This is a genomic window from Pedobacter sp. 22226 (assembly GCF_052045455.1).
Classification (GTDB): Bacteria; Bacteroidota; Bacteroidia; order Sphingobacteriales; family Sphingobacteriaceae; genus Pedobacter; species Pedobacter jeongneungensis.
Map to the genome: position 1 here is coordinate 234,009 of NZ_JBQEPB010000004.1, position 26,765 is coordinate 260,773.

The 26,765-nt window shown below is 39.0% G+C and carries 24 protein-coding genes; 9 read left to right on the top strand and 15 right to left on the bottom strand.

Features of this window, described 5'->3' with window-relative positions:
• Window positions 1–64: 64 nt before the first annotated feature.
• The 4 genes from ACTJKC_RS10585 to ACTJKC_RS10600 form a co-directional block, all read right to left on the bottom strand.
• Window positions 65–757: a hypothetical protein gene (locus tag ACTJKC_RS10585; protein ID WP_440791727.1), complete on the bottom strand. Its 693-nt coding sequence runs from the start codon at window positions 755–757 to the stop codon at window positions 65–67.
• Window positions 758–760: 3 nt separating this feature from the next.
• On the bottom strand, window positions 761–1,507 hold the full coding sequence (locus ACTJKC_RS10590) for a glycosyltransferase family 2 protein (protein WP_440791729.1): 747 nt from the start codon (window positions 1,505–1,507) through the stop codon (window positions 761–763).
• Between the two features lie 3 nt (window positions 1,508–1,510).
• Entirely contained in the window at window positions 1,511–2,602 is a 1,092-nt protein-coding gene (locus ACTJKC_RS10595) for a PDDEXK nuclease domain-containing protein (protein ID WP_440791731.1), read from the bottom strand.
• Between the two features lie 111 nt (window positions 2,603–2,713).
• Window positions 2,714–3,985 carry a glycosyltransferase family 4 protein gene (locus ACTJKC_RS10600; protein ID WP_440791733.1) on the bottom strand — a complete coding sequence of 424 codons (1,272 nt, stop codon included), beginning with the start codon at window positions 3,983–3,985 and terminating at the stop codon, window positions 2,714–2,716.
• Between the two features lie 83 nt (window positions 3,986–4,068).
• Here ACTJKC_RS10600 and ACTJKC_RS10605 point away from each other — a divergent pair, with 83 nt between their 5' ends.
• The 3 genes from ACTJKC_RS10605 (at window position 4,069) to ACTJKC_RS10615 (ending at window position 9,786) form a co-directional block, all read left to right on the top strand.
• On the top strand, window positions 4,069–7,266 hold the full coding sequence (locus tag ACTJKC_RS10605) for a S41 family peptidase (RefSeq protein ID WP_440791735.1): 3,198 nt from the start codon (window positions 4,069–4,071) through the stop codon (window positions 7,264–7,266).
• Between the two features lie 243 nt (window positions 7,267–7,509).
• Complete coding sequence (locus ACTJKC_RS10610) at window positions 7,510–8,259, top strand: class I SAM-dependent methyltransferase (protein WP_440791737.1); 750 nt, start codon at window positions 7,510–7,512, stop codon at window positions 8,257–8,259.
• 6 nt (window positions 8,260–8,265) lie between these two features.
• The gene (locus ACTJKC_RS10615) at window positions 8,266–9,786 is read left to right on the top strand and encodes a rhomboid family intramembrane serine protease (RefSeq protein WP_440791739.1); all 1,521 of its coding nucleotides are present in this window, start codon (window positions 8,266–8,268) and stop codon (window positions 9,784–9,786) included.
• A gap of 5 nt (window positions 9,787–9,791) precedes the next feature.
• On the opposite strand, the gene ACTJKC_RS10620 is transcribed toward ACTJKC_RS10615, so the two are convergent.
• A complete protein-coding gene (locus ACTJKC_RS10620) occupies window positions 9,792–11,243 on the bottom strand; it encodes an alpha-L-fucosidase (protein WP_440791741.1) in 1,452 nt (483 codons plus the stop codon).
• Window positions 11,244–11,406: 163 nt separating this feature from the next.
• On the opposite strand from ACTJKC_RS10620, the gene ACTJKC_RS10625 reads away from it, so the two are divergent.
• Both ACTJKC_RS10625 and ACTJKC_RS10630 read left to right on the top strand, forming a co-directional pair.
• Window positions 11,407–12,081, top strand: a complete 675-nt coding sequence (locus tag ACTJKC_RS10625; RefSeq protein WP_440791743.1) for a hypothetical protein — start codon at window positions 11,407–11,409, stop codon at window positions 12,079–12,081.
• Window positions 12,082–12,087: 6 nt separating this feature from the next.
• A complete protein-coding gene (locus tag ACTJKC_RS10630) occupies window positions 12,088–12,492 on the top strand; it encodes a hypothetical protein (RefSeq protein ID WP_440791745.1) in 405 nt (134 codons plus the stop codon).
• 84 nt (window positions 12,493–12,576) lie between these two features.
• Here the strand turns inward: ACTJKC_RS10630 and ACTJKC_RS10635 are convergent, their stop codons facing one another.
• From ACTJKC_RS10635 to fumC, 7 genes are all read right to left on the bottom strand, one after another.
• Window positions 12,577–13,344 (bottom strand): ThuA domain-containing protein, encoded by a 768-nt coding sequence (locus ACTJKC_RS10635; protein ID WP_440791747.1) that lies wholly within the window; start codon window positions 13,342–13,344, stop codon window positions 12,577–12,579.
• Window positions 13,345–13,380: 36 nt separating this feature from the next.
• Complete coding sequence (locus ACTJKC_RS10640; RefSeq protein WP_440791749.1) at window positions 13,381–13,815, bottom strand: low molecular weight protein-tyrosine-phosphatase; 435 nt, start codon at window positions 13,813–13,815, stop codon at window positions 13,381–13,383.
• A 2-nt stretch (window positions 13,816–13,817) separates the two neighbouring features.
• Window positions 13,818–14,258: a hypothetical protein gene (locus ACTJKC_RS10645; RefSeq protein ID WP_440791751.1), complete on the bottom strand. Its 441-nt coding sequence runs from the start codon at window positions 14,256–14,258 to the stop codon at window positions 13,818–13,820.
• Window positions 14,259–14,381: 123 nt separating this feature from the next.
• On the bottom strand, window positions 14,382–15,188 hold the full coding sequence (locus ACTJKC_RS10650) for a S1/P1 nuclease (protein WP_440791753.1): 807 nt from the start codon (window positions 15,186–15,188) through the stop codon (window positions 14,382–14,384).
• Between the two features lies 1 nt (window position 15,189).
• Complete coding sequence (locus ACTJKC_RS10655) at window positions 15,190–15,705, bottom strand: fumarate hydratase (protein WP_440791755.1); 516 nt, start codon at window positions 15,703–15,705, stop codon at window positions 15,190–15,192.
• 7 nt (window positions 15,706–15,712) lie between these two features.
• The gene (locus tag ACTJKC_RS10660; protein WP_440791757.1) at window positions 15,713–16,063 is read right to left on the bottom strand and encodes a hypothetical protein; all 351 of its coding nucleotides are present in this window, start codon (window positions 16,061–16,063) and stop codon (window positions 15,713–15,715) included.
• A gap of 150 nt (window positions 16,064–16,213) precedes the next feature.
• The gene (fumC, locus tag ACTJKC_RS10665) at window positions 16,214–17,611 is read right to left on the bottom strand and encodes a class II fumarate hydratase (protein ID WP_344852094.1); all 1,398 of its coding nucleotides are present in this window, start codon (window positions 17,609–17,611) and stop codon (window positions 16,214–16,216) included.
• A gap of 264 nt (window positions 17,612–17,875) precedes the next feature.
• Between fumC and rsgA the strand changes: the two genes are divergently transcribed.
• Window positions 17,876–18,796, top strand: coding sequence for a ribosome small subunit-dependent GTPase A (gene rsgA, locus ACTJKC_RS10670; RefSeq protein WP_440791760.1), 921 nt, complete (start codon window positions 17,876–17,878; stop codon window positions 18,794–18,796).
• An 86-nt stretch (window positions 18,797–18,882) separates the two neighbouring features.
• Window positions 18,883–19,836, top strand: a complete 954-nt coding sequence (locus ACTJKC_RS10675; RefSeq protein ID WP_440791762.1) for a Smr/MutS family protein — start codon at window positions 18,883–18,885, stop codon at window positions 19,834–19,836.
• A 386-nt stretch (window positions 19,837–20,222) separates the two neighbouring features.
• On the opposite strand, the gene ACTJKC_RS10680 is transcribed toward ACTJKC_RS10675, so the two are convergent.
• The 3 genes from ACTJKC_RS10680 to ACTJKC_RS10690 form a co-directional block, all read right to left on the bottom strand.
• A complete protein-coding gene (locus tag ACTJKC_RS10680; RefSeq protein ID WP_440791764.1) occupies window positions 20,223–20,915 on the bottom strand; it encodes a hypothetical protein in 693 nt (230 codons plus the stop codon).
• Between the two features lie 3 nt (window positions 20,916–20,918).
• Window positions 20,919–21,425 (bottom strand): hypothetical protein, encoded by a 507-nt coding sequence (locus ACTJKC_RS10685; RefSeq protein WP_440791766.1) that lies wholly within the window; start codon window positions 21,423–21,425, stop codon window positions 20,919–20,921.
• 70 nt (window positions 21,426–21,495) lie between these two features.
• Window positions 21,496–22,227, bottom strand: coding sequence for a dioxygenase family protein (locus tag ACTJKC_RS10690; protein WP_440791768.1), 732 nt, complete (start codon window positions 22,225–22,227; stop codon window positions 21,496–21,498).
• A 455-nt stretch (window positions 22,228–22,682) separates the two neighbouring features.
• Between ACTJKC_RS10690 and ACTJKC_RS10695 the strand changes: the two genes are divergently transcribed.
• Both ACTJKC_RS10695 and ACTJKC_RS10700 read left to right on the top strand, forming a co-directional pair.
• Window positions 22,683–22,982, top strand: a complete 300-nt coding sequence (locus ACTJKC_RS10695) for a hypothetical protein (RefSeq protein WP_440791770.1) — start codon at window positions 22,683–22,685, stop codon at window positions 22,980–22,982.
• A gap of 139 nt (window positions 22,983–23,121) precedes the next feature.
• Window positions 23,122–26,598, top strand: coding sequence for a preprotein translocase subunit SecA (locus tag ACTJKC_RS10700; RefSeq protein ID WP_440791772.1), 3,477 nt, complete (start codon window positions 23,122–23,124; stop codon window positions 26,596–26,598).
• The last annotated feature ends 167 nt before the right edge of the window (window positions 26,599–26,765 follow it).

Consider the following 26,765-nt stretch of genomic DNA (forward strand, 5'->3'; position numbering starts at 1 on the left):
TAAATTTTTAATAGGTGATGTATTAAAGACAGTTGGGAAAAATTATTGTTTCAGAAATTTTAGATTAGGAGATGATTTCCAAGGTTGTTAATTGGTTTATCTGATAATTGTAAAAGGCTTCGTAAATCACCCTGCTTACGGTTGTTTTAATTGGAATGGCATCTTTAAAGCCATCTAACGGATATTTAATCTGAAAACAGGTGCGTGATTTATTTTTCTTAAATCCGATTTGTTTAAGAACAATCTTTGCCGTTTTAGTAAAATAATCCCTGCCCAAAATATCGGCAAATGGCGTGAACCGGATAATGATTTTGTTCTTTTTGATTGAAAACCTGAGGTAAAGGTTTTCTTCTTTCCGCAGATGAAAAATGAAAGCACTGAACTTATTGTCAACCAGATCGAATATCGTATCATCAAATTCCTGCCCATCATTAAAATAACCTGGTGTAAAGCTGTTTAACTGCTCAAGTTTCTGATTAATCTGTTCGATTTGAAGCACATAATAATCCTTAGCTAAACCATGCTTGCTCATTTCGGCAAAAAAATCGGATCTTCTTTTTAGCTGCTCCTTTTCCTGTAAATGAGGATCAACAAACAACTCGATTATCCTGATCTGTTGTTTGATCCTATTCAGGATTTTAGAGTTAAGATAAACAGCTTTATAATCATGATCAATCTGATCCTCTTTGATTAAAGATTCTATCAGTTCCTTTTCCTGCTTATAAATATGGAGTAGTTCATTAATTTCTTCATTCATAAGCTAGTCGTTCGTTCTGCGATGCTTCACAAAATATAAGGCTAAATTACCGGCAATAATGATATGATTAAAAATGTTGGGCAATAAACCATAATATTTGGTAAAAATTTTAAAACGTTCTTTTAAGCTTTCGCGGTGTTTTTTCTTACTCATGCCACCAACCAGGTATTTGGCTACATATCGGTGAACATTCACAATATTCGAAGCTTTTTTTGCTGCTTTAATAATCCAGTCGATATCAGAACTATATTTATAGGTTAAATCGTAAGGTGCAACAATGCTGCGGCGGATGTAAATAGCCTGGTGACTAATGCTCATGCCGTATTTAAAACTCGTCCAGTCAAATTCTTCAGGGGCCTCATGCCTTCTGCGGCCCAGATTTTCCCAGTTATCATTGTACATTTCGGTTTCTCCGTAATAGATATCGGCACCGGGTGCTGAAGCAAAAACATCTTCTACCGTATTTTCATCGTAAATTTCATCGCCGGAATTCATAAATAAAACATAATCGCCTGTTGCCAATGCCAGGCCTTTATTCATGGCATCATAAATGCCTTTATCGGGTTCGGATACGATTTTGGTAATCTGATCTTTATAACGCTGAACAACCTGCAGCGTGCCATCGGTTGATGCGCCGTCTATTACAATATATTCGATTTTTTTATAGGTCTGTTTAAGGATAGACTGGATGGTACGTTCGATATCGCGAACATTATTATATACAATGGTGATGATGGTTAATTTGGGCATGGGTTAGTCCATTAATTTTTTAAAGGTTTCTGCATCGGGAATTAAACCTTTAAATGCTTTTGGTAGTATTTTACTGGTTGTGTAGGTAGAAACACCCATCGCTTTATTAAAATCGCGGAATGAAAATTCTACAATTTTGTTTTTCTTTTCTTTACAGAGTATGATGCCTATTGATGGTTGCTCATGTGGCTGTTTAACATATTCATCCAGGGCCGATAAATAGAAGTTCATTTTTCCTAAATACTCAGGTTTAAATTTTCCGGTTTTGAGTTCGAAAGCAACCAAACATTTTAAACGGCGGTTAAAGAATAAAAGGTCTAAAAAATATTCTTCGTCTTCAACAATCAATCTGTACTGGTTGCTGATAAATGCAAAATCGGTTCCTAACGACATTAGGAACTTTTTGATATTCTGCACGATGCCACTTTCTAAAACGCGTTCGTCCTCTTCATCTGGCTCTTCTAAATTAATGAAATCCAACAGGTATTCATCCTTGAATGATTGGAGTGCTTTGTTTCTTAACTCATCGTTTGAGATGGTTTTTAAAAAGTTGTTTGGTAAACTACCAGAGTTACTGAACGATTTGTTTTTGAGTTGATGTTTTAGGGTACCAACACTCCAAAATTCGATAGCTGCCTTTTGGATATAATACGTCCTTTCCTCTGCCGATTGCGAGTTTTGTAAACTTTCGATGTGGTGGGTGAAACTGATATTGAAAAATGTTTTTTCCAATTGGTCCGTCACTGACGGACTAAATTTAATGTTCTGAATATCAATTAATTGTAATTGGTCCGTCAGTGACGGACTAATTAGCACATGCTTTTGCCACGACTCAAAAAAGAACCTCATCCGTTTAATATTTGTTCCCGAAAATCCGCGTAAGCCTGGTAATTCTAATTGTAAATCATTGGAAAGGTTATCTATTACTTTAACACCCCATTTCTCTTTTTCTACCTTTTCCGAAATAAATTTGCCCACTGTAAAATAGAGTAGCAAAAGTTCTTTATTCACTAAAGCAGCAGCTTTATACCGGCTCGATAAAATAGCCGATTTTAATGCCTTAATACTTTCAGAATAATTAGTGATGCTTTCCATTTAACAGTTTCAACCGGTATAAATTTAATAAAGATTGGTCAAATTTTTATTTGCTGGCAAGAAAATGAGACTTTGGCAACTAAATTGTAAAACCTTGATTAAAAATTGATTTTACTTCGGCTGTAAATCAATCAGTGTTTCATACAGATGGATATGTTCTGCAGCAATAACTTCTTCCGAAAAGTCTGTTAAAATGCTTAACCTGGCTGCTTTCTGGATTTCCTCCTTATTTGGACGGTGGTATAACCATTCAATGCCGTTTGCCAGATCTTCTGCATTCTGGTATTCGGCCAGGTAACCGTTCTGCATGTGTTTCACCATATCGGGTATCCCGCCTGTAGTAAAAGCAACAACGGGTGTAGCGCATGAAAGACTTTCCATCACCGTATTGGGTAGATTATCTTCTAATGATGGCGTTATAAAAGCATCAGCAGCAGAATAACATTTTGCCAAATGGTCATCTTTATTAATCGTACCCAAAAATGTAGTTTTGAAAGGGAATTCAGGCATTTCTGCATTTTCCTTATTCCCGAAAATAACCAGTTCTATATTTTCCTTTTGTATTCCGGTACGGCGCGAAAGGATTTCTAAAGCTTCAATCAAATAAGGTGTTCCTTTGTGTTTGTCGTTTTTAGAGGGCATAAAACCGCTCATCAATACAAATTTATCCGGGTTAATCTTCAGGATTTTCTTCGCTTCCGATTTAACATAAGGTTTGAAGATCTTGGTTTCAATGGTATTTGGAATAACGGCAGCTTTTCTGGTACCCAACAAACTGCTGAATTTCACCGATGCGGCCATCCATTTGCTCGGCGCCACAATATGGAAGTTTAATTTGGTATAAGCTTTTTGTTTGCGTAACCAGGTTTGATGTGAAATATCATTTTTACCACTGATTTTCAAAATCGGACAATTGCCGCATTGGTGGTGAAAATTTTCGCAGCCATAACGAACATGGCATCCGCCGGTAAAAGCATTGCTATCATGAAAAGTCCACACAATTGGTTTTTCCAGTTCATCAAGCTGCGCTAAAAATTTAGGATTAAGATAGCCATGGTTTACCCAATGTAAATGGATAATATCTGCTCCTTTAACATCAGGGTGGTTAATTACCGAACGGCCGAACCATTGCAAGCTGAATGGCGTTTTTACCGATTTGCTTAACCATTTGGCATAATATCTTTCTGAAAGGATATTGTAAACAGCACGGGCTTTTTGAATGGGCGATTTGCTAAAGGTATCTATCTTCGGGTTTTGGCCAAATTTATAGTAAACCAACACTTTCGAATCGATTCCACTTGCCCTTAAGGCATCACTTAAACGCAAACAGGCTCGTCCCGCTCCGCCATTTCCATCGTAGGTATTTAGGTGTACTACTTTCAAATCAATCAAAAATACATTTTATTGTTTACGAATATAAAATCTGTTGTGTATTTTGAGGCATCATAAGCCAAACAAAATAAATCATGATCAAATTCTTATTAAAATCGCTTGCGACACTCGCGTTTTTATTGCCTTTTCATTCAATTGTAAAAGCCCAAACCTACTTTGCAGCATACCCTGCTTTAACGCCTGATGCGCAAACAATAGTATTCAGTTACGACGGCGATATCTGGAAAGTTCCGGTTAAGGGCGGCGTGGCATCCAGGATCACTGCCATGCAGGGCGAAGAAATTAATCCGAAAATATCTCCTGACGGGAAGTGGATGGCCTTTTCTTCTAACCAGTTTGGCAATTATGATGTATATATTATGCCTTTGGCAGGCGGTGATATTAAACAATTAACTTTTAATGATGCTGCCGATGAAGTGGATAACTGGAGCTGGGATTCGAAAACAATCTATTTTACCTCTGGCCGCTACAATTCTTTTTCGAGTTATAAAGTGAGTGTAAACGGGGGTACAGCTGTTCGTTTATTTGATAACTATTTCAATACCACGCACCATATTGCCGAATCGCGAACGGGCGAACTTTTTTTTAACGATACCTGGGAAAGTTACCGTTTTACCAACCGCAAACACTACAAAGGCGCATATAATCCCGATATCCAATCGTACAACCCAAAAACCAAAAGTTATAAACGTTATACAGATTATATCGGAAAAGATTTCTGGACGAGTGTTGATCAGAAAGGAAATATCTTTTTTGTTTCGGATGAAGGTAACGACGAATATAACCTCTACACTTTTATCAATGGCAAAAAAACAGGTTTAACCAATTTTGATACTTCCATAAAACGTCCGTTTGTTTCGGCCAATGGAACCACAGTAGTATTCGAAAAAGATTATCAGTTATATACTTATGATGTAGCTTCTAAAAAAACAGAAAAAATCAATATCAGTACCTCGCGCAACCAGGTATTGAGTAAAGAGCAGGAATACGATGTGCGTGGCAACATTTCGGCATTTGATGTTTCTACAGACGGGAAAAAGATGGCTTTTATCTCTCGTGGTGAGGTATTTGTAAGTGATGCCGATGGAAAGTTTATCCGCAAAATTACCAATAGCGGCGAACGTGCCTTGGAGTGTAAATGGCTGGCCGATAACAAAACGATTTTGTTCAGTCAAACGGCTAACGGATACCAGAACTGGTTTACCATTACCGGCGATGGAAAGGGATCGGTAAAACAACTTACCAAAGATAAAGCGAATGTGCGCGATATCACTTTGAATAAAACCAAAACGATGGCGGTGTATTTAAGTGGCAGGAACGAACTTAAACTGATGGACCTTAAAACTTTTGATGCCAAAACTTTGGTAACCGACGAATTTTGGGCCATACAGAGTTCGGCCCCAAGTTTTTCGCCCAATGATGAATACGTGCTTTTTTCCGTGTACCGCAATTTTGAAAAGGATATTATGGTACATAGCATTAAAGGCAATAAAACCATTAATTTAACCAATACCGGCGTTACCGAAACGGGACCGGCATGGTCGCCGGATGGAAAGTATATCTACTTTACCAGTGCCCGTACCAAACCATCGTACCCAACGGGCATGCAGAATGCGCACATTTACCGCATGGCTTTGAATAATTACGACGAGCCTTACCGCTCTGATAAGTTCGACGATCTGTTTAAAGAAAGCAAACCTGCACCAACGGATGTTAAGCCAGCGGTAACAGCGCCTAAAAATGATAAAAAATCAAAAACTGATACCGCTAAAAAGAAAACCGACGTTAAACCTACTCCGAAACCTGCAGAGGTAATTACCATTAACACCCAGGATATTTTGGATAGGGTAGAGTTGGTGGGACCTTCTTTTGGCGGTCAGTACGGGACAGATGTTTATGCCAAAGGAGATAAAACTTATGTGTTCTATTCATCAAACCATGAAGGTGGTGCACCCGGACTTTACCGTACCACAATTGAACCTTTTGAAGCCAATAAAACCGAAAAAGTTGCCGATGGCGGCGATTATTCGATTATTTCATCAGGGGATAGATTTTTTGTTTTATCGCGGGGAACCATCAATAAATATACATTGGAAGGTAACAGGCTTGACCGTGTAGATCACGGCTACAAATTTACAAGAAACTTAAATGCCGAATTTAACCAGATGTTTTACGAAACCTGGGTTGGTTTGGATGAAAATTTCTACGATGAAAAATTCCATGGCGTAGATTGGGACAAAATGAGAACGCGTTATGCGGCTTATCTGCCTTATGTGAACAACCGTAGCGATTTGAGGATTTTATTGAACGATATGCTTGGCGAACTCAATTCATCGCACATGGGCTTTAACAGTGCAGGGGCAGAGGAGCGTAAAAACTTAAACTACATTACCAATGAAACAGGAATCATCTTCGATAACGAAAACCCTTTAAAGGTTGAACGAATTGCGGCAAAAAGTAATGCCGCCCGTACCGGAACAAATATTTTAGCCGGAGATATTTTAACTGAAGTGAACGGTGTAAAAGTTGATGAAAAAATAGACCGCGATTACTATTTCAGTAAGCCATCTCTGGATCGCGAAATGACCTTAACATTTAAACGGAACGGGAAAGATGTTTATGTAAATGTACATCCCGAAAGTTCGGGAACTCTGCGAGGAAACCTTTACGACGAATGGATTACCAAGAACCACCAGAATGTAGATAAATGGAGCAACAACAGAATTGCTTACTCTTACATGAAAAATATGAGTACCGGCGAACTGGAAAGTTTTTTACTGGATATGGTTGCACAGGAAGAAAACAAAGACGCGATTATCCTCGATCTGCGTTACAATACCGGTGGAAATGTGCATGATGATGTATTGAAGTTTCTTTCGCAACGGCCTTATTTACAATGGAAATATCGTGGTGGTAAGCTGGCACCTCAAAGTAATTTTGGTCCTGCGGCGAAACCGATTGTATTGCTTATCAATGAACAATCGTTAAGTGATGCCGAAATGACGGCTGCAGGCTTTAAGCAATTGAAACTGGGAAAAATTATCGGTACGGAAACCTACCGCTGGATTATTTTTACCTCGGCCAAAGGTTTGGTTGATGGTTCTTCTTATCGTTTACCATCATGGGGATGTTATACCATGGATGGTAAAAACATCGAAAAAGAAGGTGTAAAACCTGATATTTTTGTGAAAAACACTTTCGAAGACCGCCTGGCCGATAAAGATCCTCAACTGGAAAAAGCAGTAGCAGAAATTTTGAAGGATTTAAAGTAAGGTTAATCGAAAGGATGGTTAATCGGTTAATTGGGCATGGTGCAGAAAGATTGTTTAATTGTTGGATTGTTACAATTACGGAGCAGAGAGATTGTTTATGGTCGGATTGTTATATTGCTGGCACAGAACATAAAACAATTTCATTTCCTAGCTAATCGCTGAACAATTTAGCAATTAAACAATCAAACAATTCAACAATCCAGCAAATTTTTCCGTTTCTTTGGGATTGGAATTATTTAAAACATGGCAAATTTATTAACGGACAGGGCTTTTTGGGTAAATTATTGGGAAAGTAAAAAAGGACTAGCGGTTCAGTTACCTTCAAATTATTTATTTCATGCCCAGCTGGCAGCTGTAATCCAGAAAAATGGTATTAAAACTGCCATAGAGCTGGGTGGTTTTCCTGGTTATTATGCTGTGTTCCTGAAAAAGTATTTCAAACTGGATGTTACCCTTCTGGATTATTTTGTTCATCCGCCAGTGGTAAAAGAACTTTTGGAAAAGAACGATTTAACTGAAAAAGATATCCACATCATCGAAACCGATCTTTTTAATTACACACCTGAAAAACAGTACGATTTGGTATTAAGCTGCGGTTTAATTGAACATTTTAATGATACTGTCGATATTATTAACCGCCACATTGCCTTTGTAAAACCGGGTGGAACTTTGTTTATCACCCTGCCAAATTTTAAGGCAGTTAATGGCTGGTTTCAAAAGAATTTCGATAAGGAGAACTACGATAAACACAATATTGATAGCATGGATCCGGCGCTTTTGAAATCAATCTGCGAGCAGGCGGGACTTAAAGAAGTAAAATCTGGCTATTTTGGCCGTTTTAGTGTTTGGCTGGAAAATGAAAGCCAGAAATCAGCTGGCGTTCGGTTATTTAAGAAAGCAGTTTGGCTTACAGGCAAAATATTTACAAAGATTATCCCATTCGAGAGCAAAAATCTATCACCATATATTATCTTAGTAGCGAAAAAAATCTAAAACGCTATGTCAATCAGTTGGGGGTACTCGCCTAAAATTGAAAAATATATTCCACTGGCCGAATTTCCGGCAGATCAATATTTAATTATTGCCAGGCAGGCGATCGAAAATCTGGGCTGGAGCCTGAGCCATGTTTCTGAAACGGGTTTAATTGCCTATACGCCAATATCTTTTCAATCGTACAGCGAGGAAATATCAATCCGCATCCATGGAAATTTTGCTGTTGTAAAAAGTGAGTGTGTGGGTATTCAGATGCTGTTTAACGATTACGGCAAGAATGACTTAAACCTCGAAAAATTTTTTCATGAATTTGAATATGTAGAATTTCACCTCAAAGATGTCTGGGAAGAAAGTTTGCAAAATTTTCACCAGTTTATTGCCACTCAGGATGATCATTATTTTGAAAAAGCGCCTTTAGCGACTAAAAATAAGATCAAAAATGTACTGTTTCTGTTTTTTCCTCAAAAAGGCTATACCGTAACGCCGATTTTGGTGCTTCTCAATATTTTCTATTATATCGCGTTTGTTATTTTCTCGATTGTTTGGCTGCGGTATCAGTTTGTAAGAAACGGCAGCAGTTATGATCCCGAATTTATTGAAGAACTCAAAAAGGTAGCGTTAAATTTTGGTGTTAACCAGCGTAACCTCGTGCTGGGTGGCGACTATTGGCGGTTAATTACCTATCAGTTTATCCACGGATCTAAATCGCATCTGTTTTTCAATATGTATGCGCTGGTTTACCTCGGTTTAATGATTGAGAATAAACTGGGCTGGAAAAAATACCTCTTTATTTATTTGGTGAGCGGTATTTGTGGTGGTTTGGTGAGTCTGATTTTTCATCAGGAAGGCGTGATGATGGGGGCGTCCGGAGCCATTATGGGCTTATATGGCGCTTTTATTGCGCTATTGATTACTAAATCTTTTGAGCCAAGGGCAACTAAAGCCTTATTGGCAAGTACTCTTATTGTATCATTATTGGTGCTGGTAAACGGTGCCTTTGGCAAGAGGGTTGATAATGCGGCACATATTGGCGGATTTATATCGGGATTTATTTTCACTTATATCCTTAATTATAAGTGGGATAAAACATTCGAAGTTAAAACCTGGGCAAGGTATGCCGTTTCGATCCTTTTATTCCTGCTATTTTTTAGCGGAGTGCTTCATTTTAGCCCCAAATATGGAACGGAAGAGTACCGCAAATTAAGAGATACTTTTAACGGGAATCTGGGCTCACTTAATGGCATTATGAATTTAAAAATTTCTTTGCCTAAAGATGTTAAACTGGCTTCTATTAAAGAAGATGGTATTATCCCGATGGAGCGGAATCTGGTAGTAATTAAACAAATGCAGGCCTTAAATTTAAGGCCCGAAGATGCTAAAGAACGAGATGAAAAGATAAAACTGAGTAAGGTATCGCACCGGGCCGTAATGTTAATGTACAGAGACATTAAGGCTGACAGTACTTATCGCTACAGCAAAGAAACTTCTAACGCATTGGCCAGGGTATTTGAAATTATTTACCAGTAATATTATTATCCTACCTTTTTATATAAGCCAATCTCGCTCAAAGTAATGCAAACCGGAGATTTAGTGATATTTATTTTTACTTTATTCGTGGTAACAGGACGATCCAGTTTAATCAAACGTTTCGCGCCTATGCTTGTGCCATCATAGATTTTTCTCCAGGCATTGTTTTCAAATACTTCTACAGTATAAGCTTCTATCCGCTGACCTAAGGGAATGTATTCCTGTAAACTGATGATATTGAATGTTTTTGATGCTTTTAAATCCAGTTCGAGGCTTGCAGTATGTATATCATCCGCTGTAGCCCAATAAGTTTCTCTGTTGTGATCGATCAGCGTGGCAGCATTATACTTTTTGCCACGGCTGTTGCTCACTTTAATTTGGGCATTTTTAGCCAGGTTGTTTTCGAAAGTATGCTTCACCATATCGCCAAAGGTTTTGAGGGCGGCTACATCATCTTCATGCAATTGTCCGCGGGTATCAGGGGCTAAACCAAGGTCTAAACCTGCGCCACGGCCTACACTTTTTAAATAAAGGTCGAATAGTTTTTCTGGTGTTTTGGGTTTTTCATTAGCATGATAAAACCATCCTTTTCTTAAAGGCACATCGCATTCGGCCGGCATCCAGAATTTGCCATTTCTAATCCCTTCAGGACTTTGCGGATAATTAGCCTGGCCGGGAACAGCTTCGTTTTTCCCATCAGGTGCCATTGGTGTAAAAGTAGCCCATGAGGTTTCTGCTGCATGGCCATCTTCATTACCTACCCAGCGGATATCCAGACCAATATCACTAAAAATATTGGCCATGGGCTGCATTTTACGGGTAATTGCCCAGGTATTCTTCCAATCGTAATAAGTGGTATTGTCAATCGAGCGTTTTTCTTTCGCACCGCCATAATAGCCATCGCCACCATTTGCACCATCGTGCCAGCTCATAAAAAGTTCACCGAAATTGCTGTAAAGTTCTTTTAACTGAGCCTGGTAAATGGCCAGGTATTTATCGGTGCCATAAAGGGCATTATTTCTGTCCCATGGCGAGCAGTACACCCCAAATTTTAAACCATTTTTACGTACGGCCTGCTCTACCTCTTTAACTAAATTTCCTTTTCCTCCTCTGAAAGAACTTTTGCTAATGTTGTAACCAGTTGTTTTGGTAGGCCACAAGGCGAAACCATCATGATGTTTTGCAACCAGGATGATGCCTTTTAATCCACCTGCCTTAGCCGCTTTAATAATCTGATCGGCATTGAAATCTGTCGGATTAAATGTTTTCGGGTCAGCATCACCAAAGCCCCATTCTTTATTCTCGAAGGTGGTTGGCGTAAAGTGAATTAAACCGTAAACTTCAATATCGTGCCAGGCCAATTGCCTTTTTGATGGTACTGCACCATAAGGTTTAGGTGGCCTTTGGGCATAAATTGCCGTTGTTAAGAAAAGAAAAAGAATTAGTATAGGTTTCATTATCATTATAGCTTAGATGTACCTAAAGTACAAAAAATGCAGTCCAAATGAAAAGAGTTAATCAATATTTAACCTGTAGAATAGGTAAAAGTAAAATTATTTTTCCATCTTGATCGTTACACGGATTGATGAAACATTTAATTTTTCCTTACGTTATTTATTCATGAGCGCTTTTATCCAAAACCCTCCAGACGGTGGTACAATGTACACCGAAACCAATCTTAGTCAGCTTTTTCCGGAGCCATTTAATACCATAACAAGTTGCTTTTTTTTGGCTATTGCAGTGTACTGGACGATTAAACTTCGGGGTAATTTTAAACAGCATACTTTTTTAAGTATTGCACTGGTGTTGCTTTACATTGGAGGGATTGGCGGCACCACTTATCACGGGTTAAGGCGCTGGCCCATTTTTATCATGATGGACTGGATGCCGATTATGCTCCTGTGTCTTTCGGCTGGTGTTTATTTTCTGGCGAAACTTACAAAGTGGTATTTCGCAGTACTAATTGTAGCCGTTTATGCATTCTTTCAATTTTATGTAAGGCGGCTTTTTAGCAACGGCGATTTTCAAATCTTTATTAATATCAATTATGCTTTTATGGCTGCGCTGGTTTTGTTTCCTGTATTTGGCTACCTGATTAAAACCGAATGGAAGAACGGTAAATGGGTGGGCTTTGCATTAATTGCTTTCATCTTTGCCCTTACTTTCCGCATAGCCGATAAATGGGATATATTGAGCATCGGTACACACTTTTTATGGCATACTTTCGGAGCGGTGGCTTCTTTCTGTATGCTTAACTATATTTATTTAGTTAACTTTAAGAAGATACAGAAATAACAAGATATGAGAAAACTACTGGTTTTTTTATTTTTCAGCAATTGTTTTTTAGGTGTTTCTAATGCCCAACAGGTTCAATCAAAGGAGCGCCGAAACGAAATAGAAATTCCAAAAATGGATACAATGCTTGTTTATAAAATGATGGCAGAAATGGATAAAGAGCTTAAACTAAGTGATAAACAACGACCCTTTGTAACAGCGGAAGTAACTAAATATCTTGTTGAAAGGAACAGGCTTATTCCCTTTAAAATAGAGCCAGAAGAGTGGCGGGGCAGGTCTAACAATAATCTTTTTGACTTCTCTCAGAATTTAGAAAAGATCCTTGATGAAGATCAAATTGAATGCTTTTGGGGAATGAAACCATTAAATAAAGATAATAATATATGGTGGAATATCTTTGTGGTTTACTGATAATCAGCGGTTCTGATTTTTTGTTTAGATAAATAATATAAACATTGAGCTTGCCGATGGATATTCAACAAGCTCAATTAATATTTAGAATTTTGAATGCGCTTTGCTGTAATCTAATTTCTTTTGGTTGCCTATAGCGTATTCAATGCCTCCCCATAAATGGTTCTGGAATTTATCTTCTGTCCAGCCTTCTTTGGTATGGCCCATGCAGGTATAAAAAGCCCTTCCGCCGTCAAAGTTGTGGTACCAGCTAAAAGGATGGAAATCGCCGTTTTTACCACCTGTATATGATTTTTCGTCTAAAGTAATCAGCACTTTAATATCAGGGTTAATGTCTTTAAAGTTGTAAAGCTCATCTTTTCTCATCCAAACCGAATCGGTGAAGAATTTGGTGGAAAGGTGTTTTTTGTCTTTAATGATAAATTTAGCTTCCTGTACCGCTGGGTGACTAATAAAATAAGCACCGGCCAGTTTTCCATACCATGGCCAGTCGTATTCGGTATCGGTTGCCGCGTGGATGCCTACATAGCCGCCGCCTGCCTGGATATACCTTTCGAAAGCAACCTGTTGTTTGTTGTCGAGTACATCGCCTGTTGTATTTAAGAAAATAACAGCAGCGTATTTTTTAAGATTATCTTCGGTAAAAAGGTCAGCATTTTCAGTGGTATCTACTTCAAAATGATGCTCGGTTCCTAATTTCTGGATCACTTCTTTTCCGGTTTCGATAGAATTGTGCCTGAAGCCCTTAGTTTTGGAAAAAACTAAAACCTTTGCCGATTTTCTGGCTGCGGTATAACTCTGAAATAAAAAAACAGATGCGATTAATAAACACAGGGAGATGTACTTTTTCATTTTTTGACTTGGTTAGTGGTGATAATGAGCTTAAATTTAAGAAAGTTGTTTGATAATTTCCATACATCTTTCTTCAACCTGTTTGCAAACAGGGCTAAACAGGGCATTATCCCAATATGGGTCTGTAACTTCGTCGTTATCAAGAAAAAGTTTAACTTTTTTCCGCTCTTCATCGGTTTTAGCCAGATTTTTTACATCCGCTAAATTGTTCCTGTCCATTACTAAAATCAGGTCGTACCGGGCAAACATCGCGTGGTTAAACTGCTGCGCCCGCTGTTTGCTGATATCGTAGCCCATTGCTTTAGCAGCAGCAATACTCCTGTGGTCGGGTGCTTTACCGATATGCCAGTTACCTGTTCCTGCCGAAGCGATTTCCCAGTTTAAATGCGCTTTATCTGCCAGGTGGCGCATTATGCCTTCTGCCAGAGGCGAACGGCAGATGTTACCGAGGCAAACCATTAAAATTTTCAATATTATTTAGATTTTGCTATAAAGATATAAGTAACAGTGTAAGTTTTTCCCTCCTTATCAAAAGTATATTTTTGGGTAATATAGCTGCCATTTAAAGTTACAATTTCTGGGTTTCCAAACCCGGCATTTAAGGTGATTTCATTTCCGTTTTTCGTCCATTTTGCATTTTGAAAGGAAATCATGTCGCATAATGAACCTGTAGAGGTGAAAGCGTAAGATCCATTTGCTGAAAAATTTAATGCATAATTATTGTTTAAGCATGCACCAGGGCCGGAAAATGTCATGAAATTAGTGCTTGATTTACCATCTGCAGTTAAAGCAGGATTAACAGTTGCCGATTGCAAAGGCCAGTTATACCTTGTAATGTCGTCAATGGTAACATTATCTTTCTTTTTACAGGCAAATGCCAGGCAAATAATTAAAAGAAGTAGTAATTTTTTCATCAGTTTATAATTGGTTTTCGTTTGTAACTGATAAAACGGATATCGTAGCTGAATTGCTACAGTATTTTAAAAAAAATACCCCAAGCTTTGCGTTGGGGTATTAATATTTTAATTGAGAAATGTTTATCCGTAAATGTCATTCAGCATTTTAGCTAAACGTACGCCACCTTTTAATAACTGGTCGTTGAGGGTTTCAACCCAGTCAAAATTGTAGCGGTAGCTTAATTTAGCATCTGGTTTGGTGGTATCGTAAATTTTGTTGCAAATGGTGTACGATTCGTAAATGCAATCTTTCAGGCTTGTGTTCTGCCAATTATAAAGTTGTATAGCCGAAGCATGGTTAATGGCTTTTGCATATTCGGTATAGCTTAACTGTTGGTACTCGATCAGTTGCTCATCCCAAACCCTGTGGATATTCGATTTTTCGTTAAACCATAATACTGAAACGCGGTTACCCCCTAAATCTTCTTTACGTGCCACGTGCATTGGTTGGCATAAATCGCCCGCCAGGTGCACCAACATGCGCAAAGCCAGTTTTTTTTCGGCTGGGGTGCTGCTTGTTTTCTTTAAAACGGCAATTAAATCGGGGATTTTGGTATAAAGACTTGGCGATTTTTCTGTTTCCAAAAAATTATACACGCCATCTTTATTTAATCCTGCCGGAAGGTTAACAAAATGCCAGTTATACATGTAATTGTAGGTAGAGTCTGATTTAATAAAATCGCCCCAGTTGGCGCTCATGGCCAAAGTTTCGTAACCTAAAATATCCTGAATGGCTTTGCGCGTTTTCGCTTTTAAATAACTATCAGCAATTTCGCCAACTACACGATGACCAATGGTACCCCAGGCATTGGCCTGAATAGGGAGATACGCGAATAAACCAACCGCAAGGACAGTGGTTAATTTCTTTTTAATTGATGTTAAAATCATTTTATAATTCTTTTTGTACGCAGGTGATTTTTTGTTTGAGGATTAATTTAATTTCGCGCTGATCGCTTAAGCTTTCTAAAGATAAGGTATCTGCCGAATGTTTTTTGATCAGGAAATTCTTCTCATACCGGCCAATACGGTAACAACCTGATATTTTTTGTTTGTAATTGGCGTGTGTAAAAGTAGCACCAACAAATAAGGTATCGCCTTTTACTACGTAAACCCCTTTGGCATATTCTTTCCAGATACCATTATTGTAGCATGAATCATCGTACAGGTTCACCTTGCTATGGGTAACCATATCAATGTAAACCGAATCGCAGGTAAATTTAAAGTGATGCTGCGTATAATTGCTTAATTTATTGCTAAAAGCAACCGAATCTTCGTTCCATACGCCCTGCAAAAAATCTTCGCCTTTGCCCTGGATGTTTGGCCTCGGACTACAAGCAATATGTAAAATGGATAATGTAAAAAGGATGATGTAGAAAACCCTTAAGCCAGGATGCAGTTTGTTCATTATATTGTTAATCGTTGCTTTTAGGGAACTGATCGTAGATGATCTTATTCTTTTTAACGGTATTGTAAACCAGGATGAAAAAACCTGAGGCAAAACACATACTAGCTATAAAGCTGATGATACCTATCACACTGTAATATCGTGAAACTTCTGTGTAAGCCAAATGCTGACTTGAGATCAATAAAGGCATTAAAACACTGTAGAATAAAGTAACCAATAAGCCAATCCCCGAGCCAATGGTCATTAAAATAGCTTCAACCGCTTGCTTTTTTGCTAACAAAAAGCAACAGGTTCCAAATACAATGCATGGCGAAATGATAGAAACCAAGCTTAGGAGGGTAGAAAGTATTGAATTCATATTGCCTGTATTTTAATTAACCGTTTTGATTTGATACTATTCTATTCTTTCGCTGTAGATTTGTCACGTTGAGCCTGTCGAAACGTTTTACTATTAATTTAAGTAAGGTACTTCGACAAGCTCAGGATGACAAAACTTTATTTATGTAGCTTATTTCAAGCTGCCAACCATATCTTCCGGGCGTACCCACTCATCAAACTGCTCGTTGGTTAATAATCCCAACTCTACAGCCGCTGCTTTTAAAGTTTTATTTTCTTTATGTGCTTTCTTTGCAATTTTAGCTGCGTTTTCGTAACCCACATGTGGATTTAAAGCCGTAACCAACATTAATGAGTTTTGCAGGTGTTTCTCAATTTCAGGCAAATTGGCTGTAATTCCTTCTGCGCATTTATCTGTGAAAGAAACGCAGGCATCGCCAATTAAACGTGCCGATTGTAATACATTGGCCGCAATTACCGGTTTAAATACATTAAGCTCGAAATGACCACTCATGCCCCCAACTGAAACCGCCACATCGTTACCGATTACCTGTGCACAAACCATGGTTAAAGCCTCTGGTTGTGTTGGGTTTACCTTACCCGGCATGATAGAAGATCCTGGTTCGTTATCAGGAATCACGATTTCGCCAATGCCACAACGCGGACCAGAACTTAACATCCTCACGTCATTCGCTACTTTCATTAAAGCAACAGCTGTACGTTTTAATGCGCCAGAAAGTTCTACCATGGCATCGTGTGCAGCCAAAGCCTCGAATTTATTTGGAGCAGTAACAAAAGGTAATCCGGTTAAATCAGCAATTTTCTTTGCCACCAAAACATCATATCCTTTTGGTGTATTTAAGCCTGTACCTACTGCAGTACCACCTAAAGCCAGTTCAGCAACCATTACCAGCGCATTTTTAATGGCTCTGATGCTGTTGTCAATCTGTTGTACATAACCCGAAAATTCCTGTCCTAAAGTAAGTGGCGTAGCATCCATAAAGTGTGTACGTCCGGTTTTTACAATCGAACTGAATTCTTCCACTTTTTTAGCTAAGGTATTTCTTAGTTTCTCTAAACCCGGAATGGTCGTTTCTACCGTAAGCTTATAAGCTGCAATGTGCATTGCAGTTGGGAAAGTATCGTTTGATGACTGCGATTTATTCACATCATCGTTAGGGTGAAGCACTTTTTTATCATCAGCCAGCGCACCACCATTAATTACATGGGCACGGTTTGCGATAACCTCGTTACCATTCATGTTACTTTGTGTACCTGAACCGGTTTGCCAGATAACCAATGGAAACTGATCGTCTAACTGACCAGCAACAATTTCATCGCAGGCTTTAGCGATTAATTCGGCTTTTTCTGCAGATAATACGCCTAATTCAGTATTCGCAAGAGCTGCTGCTTTTTTCAGGTATCCAAAAGCGTGGATAATTTCTTTTGGCATCGAGCCTTCCGGACCGATTTTAAAGTTATTGCGTGAGCGTTCGGTTTGTGCACCCCAGTATTTGTCGGCTGGTACCTGCACCTCGCCCATGGTATCGTGTTCTATTCTGAAACTCATTATATTTTGATTTTTGTTGTCGCAAATTTAGGTTTTTTGCCTTTTAAAGCGTTGTATTTATGTAAGATATTTGGTAGATAACAAAATATCTTTAAGTTCAGCGTTTTTAACCACAGATGCACACAGATAAACACGGATTTATATCTGTGTACATCCTTTTTATCTGTGGTTAATTATATTTATCTGTTTAATGGCCTAAATTAATGATATTGCCACCAGAGCCGTTTCTACCAATGAAATCATATTCATACCTTTACCGCAAATATGCAGGGATTAGTTATTAAATCTACAGGGAGCTGGTACAGTGTTTTGGCCGATAACGGCGAACGCTACGATTGCCGGATTGTAGGAAAATTCAGGATTAAAGGACTTAAAACCACCAACCCGATTGCGGTTGGCGACAGGGTGAAATTTGATCTGGAAAAGGATAGCAACCAGGGTTTAATTAACGAAATGCTGCCGCGTAAAAACTACATCATCCGCAAATCCATCAACCTGAGTAAACAGGCACAGATACTGGCCGCCAATTTAGATATGGCCATGCTGGTGGTTACCCTGGCCTCGCCGCGTACCTCTTTGGGTTTCATCGACCGTTTTTTGGTTACCGCCGAAGCTTACGATGTTCCTGCTGTATTGGTATTTAATAAACTCGATCTGTTTAGTAAAGAGGGTTTGGAAATTCTACAGGAATTTAAAGATATCTACGAAAATATCGGCTATGCCTGTTACGAAGTTTCGGCTTTAAAGGGAATTAACATTCCAATTATCCAGGAATTGATTACGGATAAGATTACTTTAATCTCCGGACATTCGGGTGTAGGGAAATCGAGTTTGATTAATGCTTTAATGCCCGATCGCGATTTAAGAACAGGAGAAGTGTCAGACTGGAGCGATAAAGGACAACATACCACCACTTTTGCCGAAATGTTTGAACTGCCACAGGGCGGATTCATTGTAGATTCTCCGGGGATCAGGGAATTAGGTGTGATCGACATCGAAAAGGAAGAACTGGGGCATTTTTTTAGGGAAATTTTTAAAACCTCGCACAATTGCCGTTTTAACAATTGCAGGCACGTTAACGAACCGGGCTGCGCGGTTATTGAAGCCGTAAATGAAGGTGAAATTGCCGTTTCGAGGTATGAAAGCTATCTGAGCATTTATCATGGAAACGATACGCGTCATTAAGCCCCCAGCCCCTGAAGGGGAGCTGAAAAATTGAATAAATTAATAATTAAATAATATGGAGATTCCCCTTTAGGGGATTAGGGGCTATGAAGTTTAAACTGGGAGATTTTGTGCGTTTTGTTGACGAAAAACGTGAAGGTTATGTAACTAAAATTATCGATACGCAAACTTTGGGCGTTACCGATGAGGATGGTTTTGAAATTCCTGTTGCGGTGAGTAATTTAACATCGGTACACGGCCATGGTGTGGTTGCCGAAGAACTTGATGCGCCAAAACCCATTCAGGTGAATATTCCAAGCATTAGTAAAATAGAAAACGGTATTTACGTTGCCGTTGCTACCGATGATAAGGCTGGTAATGTGGTGCATTTTCATTTGCAAAACCACTCGCCCAATATTTTATTGGTAAGCCTTACAACCGGACGTAAAGAAAAATATGCCGGTGCCTATCATGGCGTAATCGAAGCTTATGCATCTACTTTAGTCTATTCTGCTTCGCTTGCAGATTTAGACCTTTGGCCAGAATTTAACTTTCAGGTTTTGGTGTTTAGCAAAGCCGATGTTAAACCGATTGATCCTTTGGTTATCCGTAAGAAATTCAGGGCAAAAGATTTTAGTACCGAACAGAAAGAATTACCACAATTAAAAAATAAGGGCTGGCTGATCCGTTTGGATGACCTGGTTCCGGTAACCATCGATCCGCAAAAATTAAAAGAAAGTTTCTTCAAATCAACCGAAGAAAAAAGAACAGTTGCAGCGCCCCAAAAAGAAATAGACCTGCACATTGAAAAACTGAGGGATGATCATCATTTCCTCGAAGCGGATGAAATGTTGCAGATCCAGATTAATCATTTTCAAACTGCGATGGATGCTGCGGTGGTGCATCATTTCGATAAAATTGTTTTTATCCATGGTTCAGGCAATGGCACTTTAAGAGACAAAATCCATAAGCTGATCAGTAAAAACCCGCATGTAAAAACGTACATGGATGCGCGGAAAGAAAAATTTGGCTATGGTGCTACAGAAGTGGTTTTTAAATGATGTAAGAGGTTGGAGGATGCAAAAGGGAAGAGGTGAGATGGATGATGGAGGAGTTTTCGTTTCGATCGATTTCTCTTTTTGGCTTAAAAATCCCTCCGGTTGTAGTCATTTCGAGCGGAGTGCAACGCAGTCGAGAAATTTAATATAAATTTTTTCAGTTTTGAACCATTTAAGGTATAGGAGTGAAATAAGCTCAAACCCGTTCTTGCACAGTACGTTGTTTTCTAAACCTGACAGGAGCGGGCAGCGAACGCAGTGAGGTAAAGCGGATGGCAGGGCTACCTTAACCGAAAAGAACCGGAACCTGCTTTCCAAAAAAAATGAAGCAATCGCATATAAGTCTCCCGCCATGCTTCATGTCCCCACGAACCACTTGTTTGCAAAACCTAAAACCCAAACTCCAAAACCACCACAATTGCGTTATTGCTCAGTGCTTCAAGTTCTACCTGTTCAATATCCCAAAGTGCCAAACCATCTCTTGCGTGCATTAACCGTCCTTCAATTTCGAAAGCGCCATCTATAATAAAAGTATAAAACTGGTGGTTAGGACTTTGCATCTTGTAAACCACTTCTTCCCGGCCGGCAAAAATACCTGCGCTTAATTTAAAGGGTAATTTAGGGCTGGAAATCACTTCGATGAGCTGATTTTTATTCTGCTCAAAATCGAAATTGAAAAGCATTTCACTCGCCCGCATTAAAAACATATCGGTTTTAATCCCGAACTGCAAGTAGTTGATCACATCATGCTGATAAGGATTGCTGATTTCCAATACCTCGCCTTTGCCCATATTCAAAACCTGTATTTGTCCGGTTTCGAGAGCAAATTCTTTCCCGTTGGCAACAATATCAATCCCGCCGGTAATGGGCATAAATATCTGGAGCGAATCCTCTTTACAAAGAAAAAAAATAATTTTTCCACCTGCAACCGATTCGTCATTACATAAAAATAAATGGCCAAAAGGTTCTTTATGCTCATTGTAATACTTCTCGAAATTAAAGGTGCTGTATCTTCTTAGTACCGACGTTTCAGTTAATCCGCGCTGATCGGCCAAAAATATTTTTCCCGGGTTGAGTTCCATCTTTTAATTAATGTTTTTTATGGCGTGGATACTTACAAACGGCTGCACTTGAAAAAGATTGGTGAGAACTTCCTCTTCATCTGTTGCTTTAAACTGCGATACCAATAGCAGATTGTCAATTGTATCGTGCCAAACCAATGGTTTTGAGAAGAAATTGATCGCCACTTTGTGTTTTTCGGGTTCGTTAATGTCCGAATTAATGATTTCGAACTTAAAATTTTCAAAAGTTAAAAAGCGCCGGCCAAGGTTATCCAGTACATCAGGTATAATCCCGTTTAACTGCCGTAAATATCCCGTAATGGATGCACTAACCAGGAAATGTAGTTTTTCAGCATCAGGAACATTCACCAGCATTTCGGCAAAAGTAGTACACTGTTTTTCCTGATTATAAAACTGGGCCTGCATTTTAAACTCTGCAAAACTATCTTCATGTACAAACTTATCCCATGGACTGGTATTGGTAAAATCAATTATTTTTCGGTAACACAGCGTAATCACTTTTTTCGACATGGCATAAAATTAAAAAAGACGCTAAGAAATCCTAGCGCCTTCATAAAAATAAAACAATTATAAGGATATACTATGCTTTAACATTTACTTTAAAGGTAAGATCGAACCCGGCTGCCAGTGATCCTGTAACCGTTGCAATTTCTACCCCCGTTTTATCATCACTAAAAACATTGTCGGCATTATTGTAAGTATATCCCGTCATGCCCTTGCTGTAGCCATTTACCAGAGCCAGAGATGTTCCTGTACCTTCCGGGAAAGCAATCTGTGTTACCATTAGCGATGTGCCGGCAGCATTATAAACATGCACGTGGATATGTGTTGCCCGGCCACTGTACCAGCCCGGAAAAATGGAAGTAAAAGTAACCAGTCCGTTCGCATCAGTGGTTTGGCGTCCGCGTAAAAAATGTACCGATTGATAATTTGTGCTCTGCATCCCGCTGCCTCCATATTCAGAATAATTGCCTTCTGCATCGCAATGCCAGATATCTACTATTGCTCCGGCTAAACCCGCACAACTGTTGTTCAGGTTACCGATGGTGATTTTTGCAGTCAATTTATAGCCTGTTCGTCCATCGGTAATATCGCTCCGCACATATGATGCAGGTACTTTTGTAGGAAAAGGGCCTTCGGTTTCAGTTGGGGCTACCGTACAGGTACCATTGGTGCTGGCTGTTGTTCCGGCCGTACCCGAACCCGATGTGTTTGATCCATCGGTGATGCTGCTTTTTTTGCAGGCCTCAATAATTACCGGGGTTGAGATGGCCCCGATCATTAAGCTTCTGATGAAATTTTTTCTTTCCATAGTCAATGCGTTTTGTTTCGTTGGATTAAAATTGCATGAAATAGAATTGATTGTAACAAATGTGTCGACAAACGCTTGGGTTGAAACGTTAAAGGCCTCGAAAAGTCGTCATTTCAACTATAGCGGAGAATCCGTTAAGCAGCATGTATATTACAGGTGCCAAAACATAAAACAAGAATGCAATAATATAAAATGCGTACGCAATAAAATAAAAAGCACATGCAATAAAATAGAATGAACAAGTGATAATATAAAATGCGTATGCAATAAAATAAAAAGCACATGCAATAATATAGAATGAACAAGTGATAATATAAAATGCAGATGCAACAATATAAAACACGATGGCAATAATATATTTTAGAACGAATAAGTGACTGAAAAAATCGGGGTACACTTTTTGCTAAGCTGTAATTTCTTTTTATAAAAGATTAAAACTAGCTTTGCCGCTATTAATGAAACACTTTGTTACCATATCGCTTGTATTTTTTAGCTTAACACATCTGGCAAAAGCCGAGCGTGTTGAAGGGCTAAGGATATTAAACGAATATTGTAACGAGCACAATATCAGTATTAATGCTACTGGTAAAGCCTTTGTTCAACTTAATGAAGACCGGAATCCTTATCTGTTATCTTACACCAGGTTAGCTTTAATCGGGACTCAGGCTCAATTAAAAGTTGCAAAATACGTGAGTGTAAATCAGGTAATTTCTGATTTAACAATCAGGAAAAAACCGAAGAATAACAGTCCCTAGTTATCTTTTTTCAGAAATAAATCTTTATAAGATTGCCCCCCATTTATACTAACAGCTGCCAAACTGACTTAATAAAGACAATGGCTTAGTTGTTGTAACACTCCATTTTTTAATAATAAATACGATTTAAAATATTATAATGTTAGGATTTTTAGCGAAGGTTTTCGGAAGTAAATCAGAAAGAGATATAAAGGCTATTCAGCCATTGGTTGTTAAAATTAACGAACACTACAGTAAACTGTCTGCGTTAAGCAATGATGAGTTACGTGGTAAAACAATAGAATTTAAAGAGAAAATTTCTGCTTTCCTAAGCGAGATTGATGGGAAAATTGCAGCTTTAAAAGCTGATGCAGAAAGTGATAGTTTAGATCTTCACGAAAAAACGGCTATTTACGATCAGGTTGATGCATTAGGTAAAGACCGCGATGCAGAATTGGAAAAAGTACTTTTGGAAATCCTTCCGGAAGCTTTTGCCGTTGTAAAAGAAACTTCACGCCGTTTAAGCGAAAACGACTATTTAGAGGTTACTGCAACCGAGTTCGACAGGGAATATGCAGCGCGTAGAAATAACGTAAAAATAATTGGCGATAAAGCACAGTGGGCCAATAAATGGGATGCTGCCGGAACGGAAGTAGCCTGGAACATGGTGCATTACGATGTACAGTTAATTGGTGGTATTGTATTGCACAGCGGTAAAATTGCCGAAATGGCTACCGGTGAGGGTAAAACACTGGTGAGTACCTTGCCAGCTTATTTAAATGCATTAGCCGGACAAGGTGTACACATCGTTACGGTGAATGATTACCTTGCACGCAGGGATAGTGAGTGGAATGGTCCGTTATTCGAATTCCACGGTTTAACGGTTGATTGTATCGATAAACATGAGCCAAACTCTGAAGAAAGAAGAAAAGCTTATGCTGCAGATATTACCTACGGAACCAATAATGAGTTCGGGTTCGATTACCTGCGTGACAATATGTCGCAAACACCAGATCAGTTGGTACAGCGCAAACTGCACTTTGCCATGGTGGATGAGGTCGATTCAGTTTTGATTGATGATGCCCGTACCCCTTTAATTATTTCTGGTCCGATTCCACGTGGAGATGAACACGAATTTTATGAGTTAAAACCACGTATTGAGCGTTTGGTTAATGCGCAAAAAGCTTATGTTACACAAGCTTTAAACGAAGCTAAAAAACTAATCAATGCAGGTAACAGTGGTACCGAAGAGGGTGAAGGTGGTTTAGCCTTATTACGTGCTTACCGTGGTTTACCAAAAAATAAAGCGTTAATTAAGTTTTTGAGCGAAAGTGGTGTTCGTGGTTTGTTATTGAAAACAGAAAACCACTACATGGCAGATCAGTCTAAGAATATGCCTAAGGTAGATTCTGAACTGTATTTCTATATTGATGAGAAAAACAACCAGGTTGAATTAACCGAAAAAGGTATCGAACTAATTACCCAGTCAGGAGAAGATCCACATTTCTTCGTATTGCCTGATGTTGGTACTGAAGTTGCCGAATTAGAAAAATCTGATCTTCCTTTAGAAGAAAAAGTAATCCAAAAAGATGCTTTAATGCGCGATTATTCTGTTAAGGCAGAGCGTATCCACTCCGTAAACCAGTTATTAAAAGCTTACACTTTGTTCGAAATTGATGTAGAATACATCATCGACGAAGGAAAAATCAAAATTGTTGATGAGCAAACCGGCCGTATTATGGATGGCCGCCGTTACTCAGATGGTTTACACCAGGCCATTGAGGCAAAAGAAAATGTAAAGGTTGAGGATGCCACACAAACTTATGCAACCGTAACCCTGCAAAATTACTTCCGTATGTACCACAAACTTTGCGGTATGACGGGTACTGCAACCACAGAAGCCGGCGAGTTTTGGTCAATCTATAAATTAGATGTGGTCGAAATTCCAACCAACAGAAATATCTCCAGAAATGACGAGCAGGATTATGTTTATCGTACCGTTAGAGAAAAATATAATGCCGTTGCCGAAGAGATACAATACCTTGTTTTCCCATATTCTCATTACGAAACAGAATATGAATTGGATAAAGAAGGTAACGTGAAGCAAAAAGATGGTAAGCCGGTTATTAAATACGATCAGATAGGCAGGGCCGTACCTAAATTGGATGCTAAAGGTGGTTTAATTCCTGCAGTTAATCCTCAAACAGGACAACTGGAGCCAAAAGCCGGTCGTCCGGTATTGGTGGGTACCACTTCTGTAGAGATTTCCGAGTTATTAAGCCGTATGCTTAAACTGCGTGGCATCAAACACAACGTATTGAACGCTAAAATGCACCAGAAAGAGGCAGATATTGTTGCCGAAGCTGGTCAGGCAGGTACTGTAACCATTGCAACCAACATGGCCGGTCGTGGTACCGATATTAAATTAGGCGCAGGTGTTAAAGAAGCAGGTGGTTTAGCCATTGTAGGTACCGAGCGTCACGAGTCTCGTCGTGTAGACAGGCAGTTGCGTGGTCGTGCTGGTCGTCAGGGCGATCCGGGTTCATCTCAGTTCTTCGTTTCATTAGAAGATAATTTAATGCGTTTATTTGGTTCAGAGCGTATTTCTGGTATCATGGTGCGTATGGGTATCGAAGATGGTGAAGTGATCCAGCATTCTATGATTACCAAATCAATCGAACGTGCACAGAAAAAAGTAGAAGAAAATAACTTTGGTATCCGTAAACGTTTATTAGAGTACGATGATGTGATGAACTCACAACGTACTGTAATTTACGCTAAACGTAAAAACGCGCTATTTGGCGAACGTTTGGATGTGGATATGAACAACATGGTTTTTGATGTTGCCGAAGATATTGTTAGCGAATATAAACAGGAAGGTAATTACGATGGTTTCAAATTGGAGGTGATTAAAAACTTCTCTTTAGATACGGCCATCACCGAAAAAGAATTTACCTCAACCAGCATCCCTCAGTTAACTGAAAAGTTATTTGAAGAAGCTGAAGCATTTTATGCACGTAAATCAGAAGCGATCATTCAACAATCATTACCTGTTTTAACTCAGGTGTACGAAGAGCGTGGATCTCATATCGAGCAGATTGTAGTGCCGTTTACCGATGGTATCCGTGGCATCCAGGTAGCTGTTGATTTAAAGAAAGCCATTGATAATAAAGGAAAAGAGGTGGTTCGTTCATTCGAGAAAACCATCGTTCTGGCCTTAATTGATGATAGCTGGAAAGAGCATTTACGCGAAATGGACGATTTGAAACAATCAGTACAAAACGCCGTTTACGAGCAAAAAGATCCCCTGGTGATTTATAAAATGGAAGCGTTCAACTTATTTAAAAACATGCTTAATGCGGTAAATAAAGAAGTAGTAAGTTTCTTATATAAAGGCGGTATTCCGGTTCAGCAAGAACCCGATCAGGTTAGAGAAGCACCAGCTCCGGTTAAACAGCCAAAGTTGCAAACCACTAAACAGGAATTTGGCAGGGAAGAGCCGGGTATCGAGTTTGGTGATACACGCGAAGCCGTTCCACAACAGCCGATCCGTAAAGAAGCAACCATTGGCAGAAATGAGCCTTGCCCATGTGGTAGCGGCAAAAAATACAAAAACTGCCACGGCGCTAATTTATAAATTAGTCCATCGTAGCATACTAAGCCCCGACATTTTTTGTCGGGGCTTTTTTTGTAACTAAATTTTTAATTCTCAAATTAACTCCTATATTTAATGACGTAGATTTTACATACCGTAGTGGTTAAAAGATACACTGTTTAATATCCGGTTGGGTCAATTCGAAACTG

Excerpts from the sequence above, each read along its gene's own strand:
- ACTJKC_RS10615 (WP_440791739.1), top strand. The coding sequence starts at position 8,266 with ATGTCAATCAGTTGGGGGTACTCGCCTAAAATTGAAAAATATATTCCA.
- ACTJKC_RS10635 (WP_440791747.1), bottom strand. The coding sequence starts at position 13,344 with ATGAAAAAGTACATCTCCCTGTGTTTATTAATCGCATCTGTTTTTTTA.
- ACTJKC_RS10655 (WP_440791755.1), bottom strand. The coding sequence starts at position 15,705 with ATGAACAAACTGCATCCTGGCTTAAGGGTTTTCTACATCATCCTTTTT.
- ACTJKC_RS10585 (WP_440791727.1), bottom strand. The coding sequence starts at position 757 with ATGAATGAAGAAATTAATGAACTACTCCATATTTATAAGCAGGAAAAG.
- ACTJKC_RS10685 (WP_440791766.1), bottom strand. The coding sequence starts at position 21,425 with ATGTCGAAAAAAGTGATTACGCTGTGTTACCGAAAAATAATTGATTTT.
- fumC (WP_344852094.1), bottom strand. The coding sequence starts at position 17,611 with ATGAGTTTCAGAATAGAACACGATACCATGGGCGAGGTGCAGGTACCA.
- ACTJKC_RS10660 (WP_440791757.1), bottom strand. The coding sequence starts at position 16,063 with ATGAATTCAATACTTTCTACCCTCCTAAGCTTGGTTTCTATCATTTCG.
- ACTJKC_RS10645 (WP_440791751.1), bottom strand. The coding sequence starts at position 14,258 with ATGAAAAAATTACTACTTCTTTTAATTATTTGCCTGGCATTTGCCTGT.
- ACTJKC_RS10650 (WP_440791753.1), bottom strand. The coding sequence starts at position 15,188 with ATGATTTTAACATCAATTAAAAAGAAATTAACCACTGTCCTTGCGGTT.
- ACTJKC_RS10695 (WP_440791770.1), top strand. The coding sequence starts at position 22,683 with ATGAAACACTTTGTTACCATATCGCTTGTATTTTTTAGCTTAACACAT.
- ACTJKC_RS10610 (WP_440791737.1), top strand. The coding sequence starts at position 7,510 with ATGGCAAATTTATTAACGGACAGGGCTTTTTGGGTAAATTATTGGGAA.
- rsgA (WP_440791760.1), top strand. The coding sequence starts at position 17,876 with ATGCAGGGATTAGTTATTAAATCTACAGGGAGCTGGTACAGTGTTTTG.
- ACTJKC_RS10625 (WP_440791743.1), top strand. The coding sequence starts at position 11,407 with ATGAGCGCTTTTATCCAAAACCCTCCAGACGGTGGTACAATGTACACC.
- ACTJKC_RS10630 (WP_440791745.1), top strand. The coding sequence starts at position 12,088 with ATGAGAAAACTACTGGTTTTTTTATTTTTCAGCAATTGTTTTTTAGGT.
- ACTJKC_RS10675 (WP_440791762.1), top strand. The coding sequence starts at position 18,883 with ATGAAGTTTAAACTGGGAGATTTTGTGCGTTTTGTTGACGAAAAACGT.
- ACTJKC_RS10590 (WP_440791729.1), bottom strand. The coding sequence starts at position 1,507 with ATGCCCAAATTAACCATCATCACCATTGTATATAATAATGTTCGCGAT.
- ACTJKC_RS10690 (WP_440791768.1), bottom strand. The coding sequence starts at position 22,227 with ATGGAAAGAAAAAATTTCATCAGAAGCTTAATGATCGGGGCCATCTCA.
- ACTJKC_RS10620 (WP_440791741.1), bottom strand. The coding sequence starts at position 11,243 with ATGAAACCTATACTAATTCTTTTTCTTTTCTTAACAACGGCAATTTAT.
- ACTJKC_RS10595 (WP_440791731.1), bottom strand. The coding sequence starts at position 2,602 with ATGGAAAGCATCACTAATTATTCTGAAAGTATTAAGGCATTAAAATCG.
- ACTJKC_RS10680 (WP_440791764.1), bottom strand. The coding sequence starts at position 20,915 with ATGGAACTCAACCCGGGAAAAATATTTTTGGCCGATCAGCGCGGATTA.
- ACTJKC_RS10700 (WP_440791772.1), top strand. The coding sequence starts at position 23,122 with ATGTTAGGATTTTTAGCGAAGGTTTTCGGAAGTAAATCAGAAAGAGAT.
- ACTJKC_RS10605 (WP_440791735.1), top strand. The coding sequence starts at position 4,069 with ATGATCAAATTCTTATTAAAATCGCTTGCGACACTCGCGTTTTTATTG.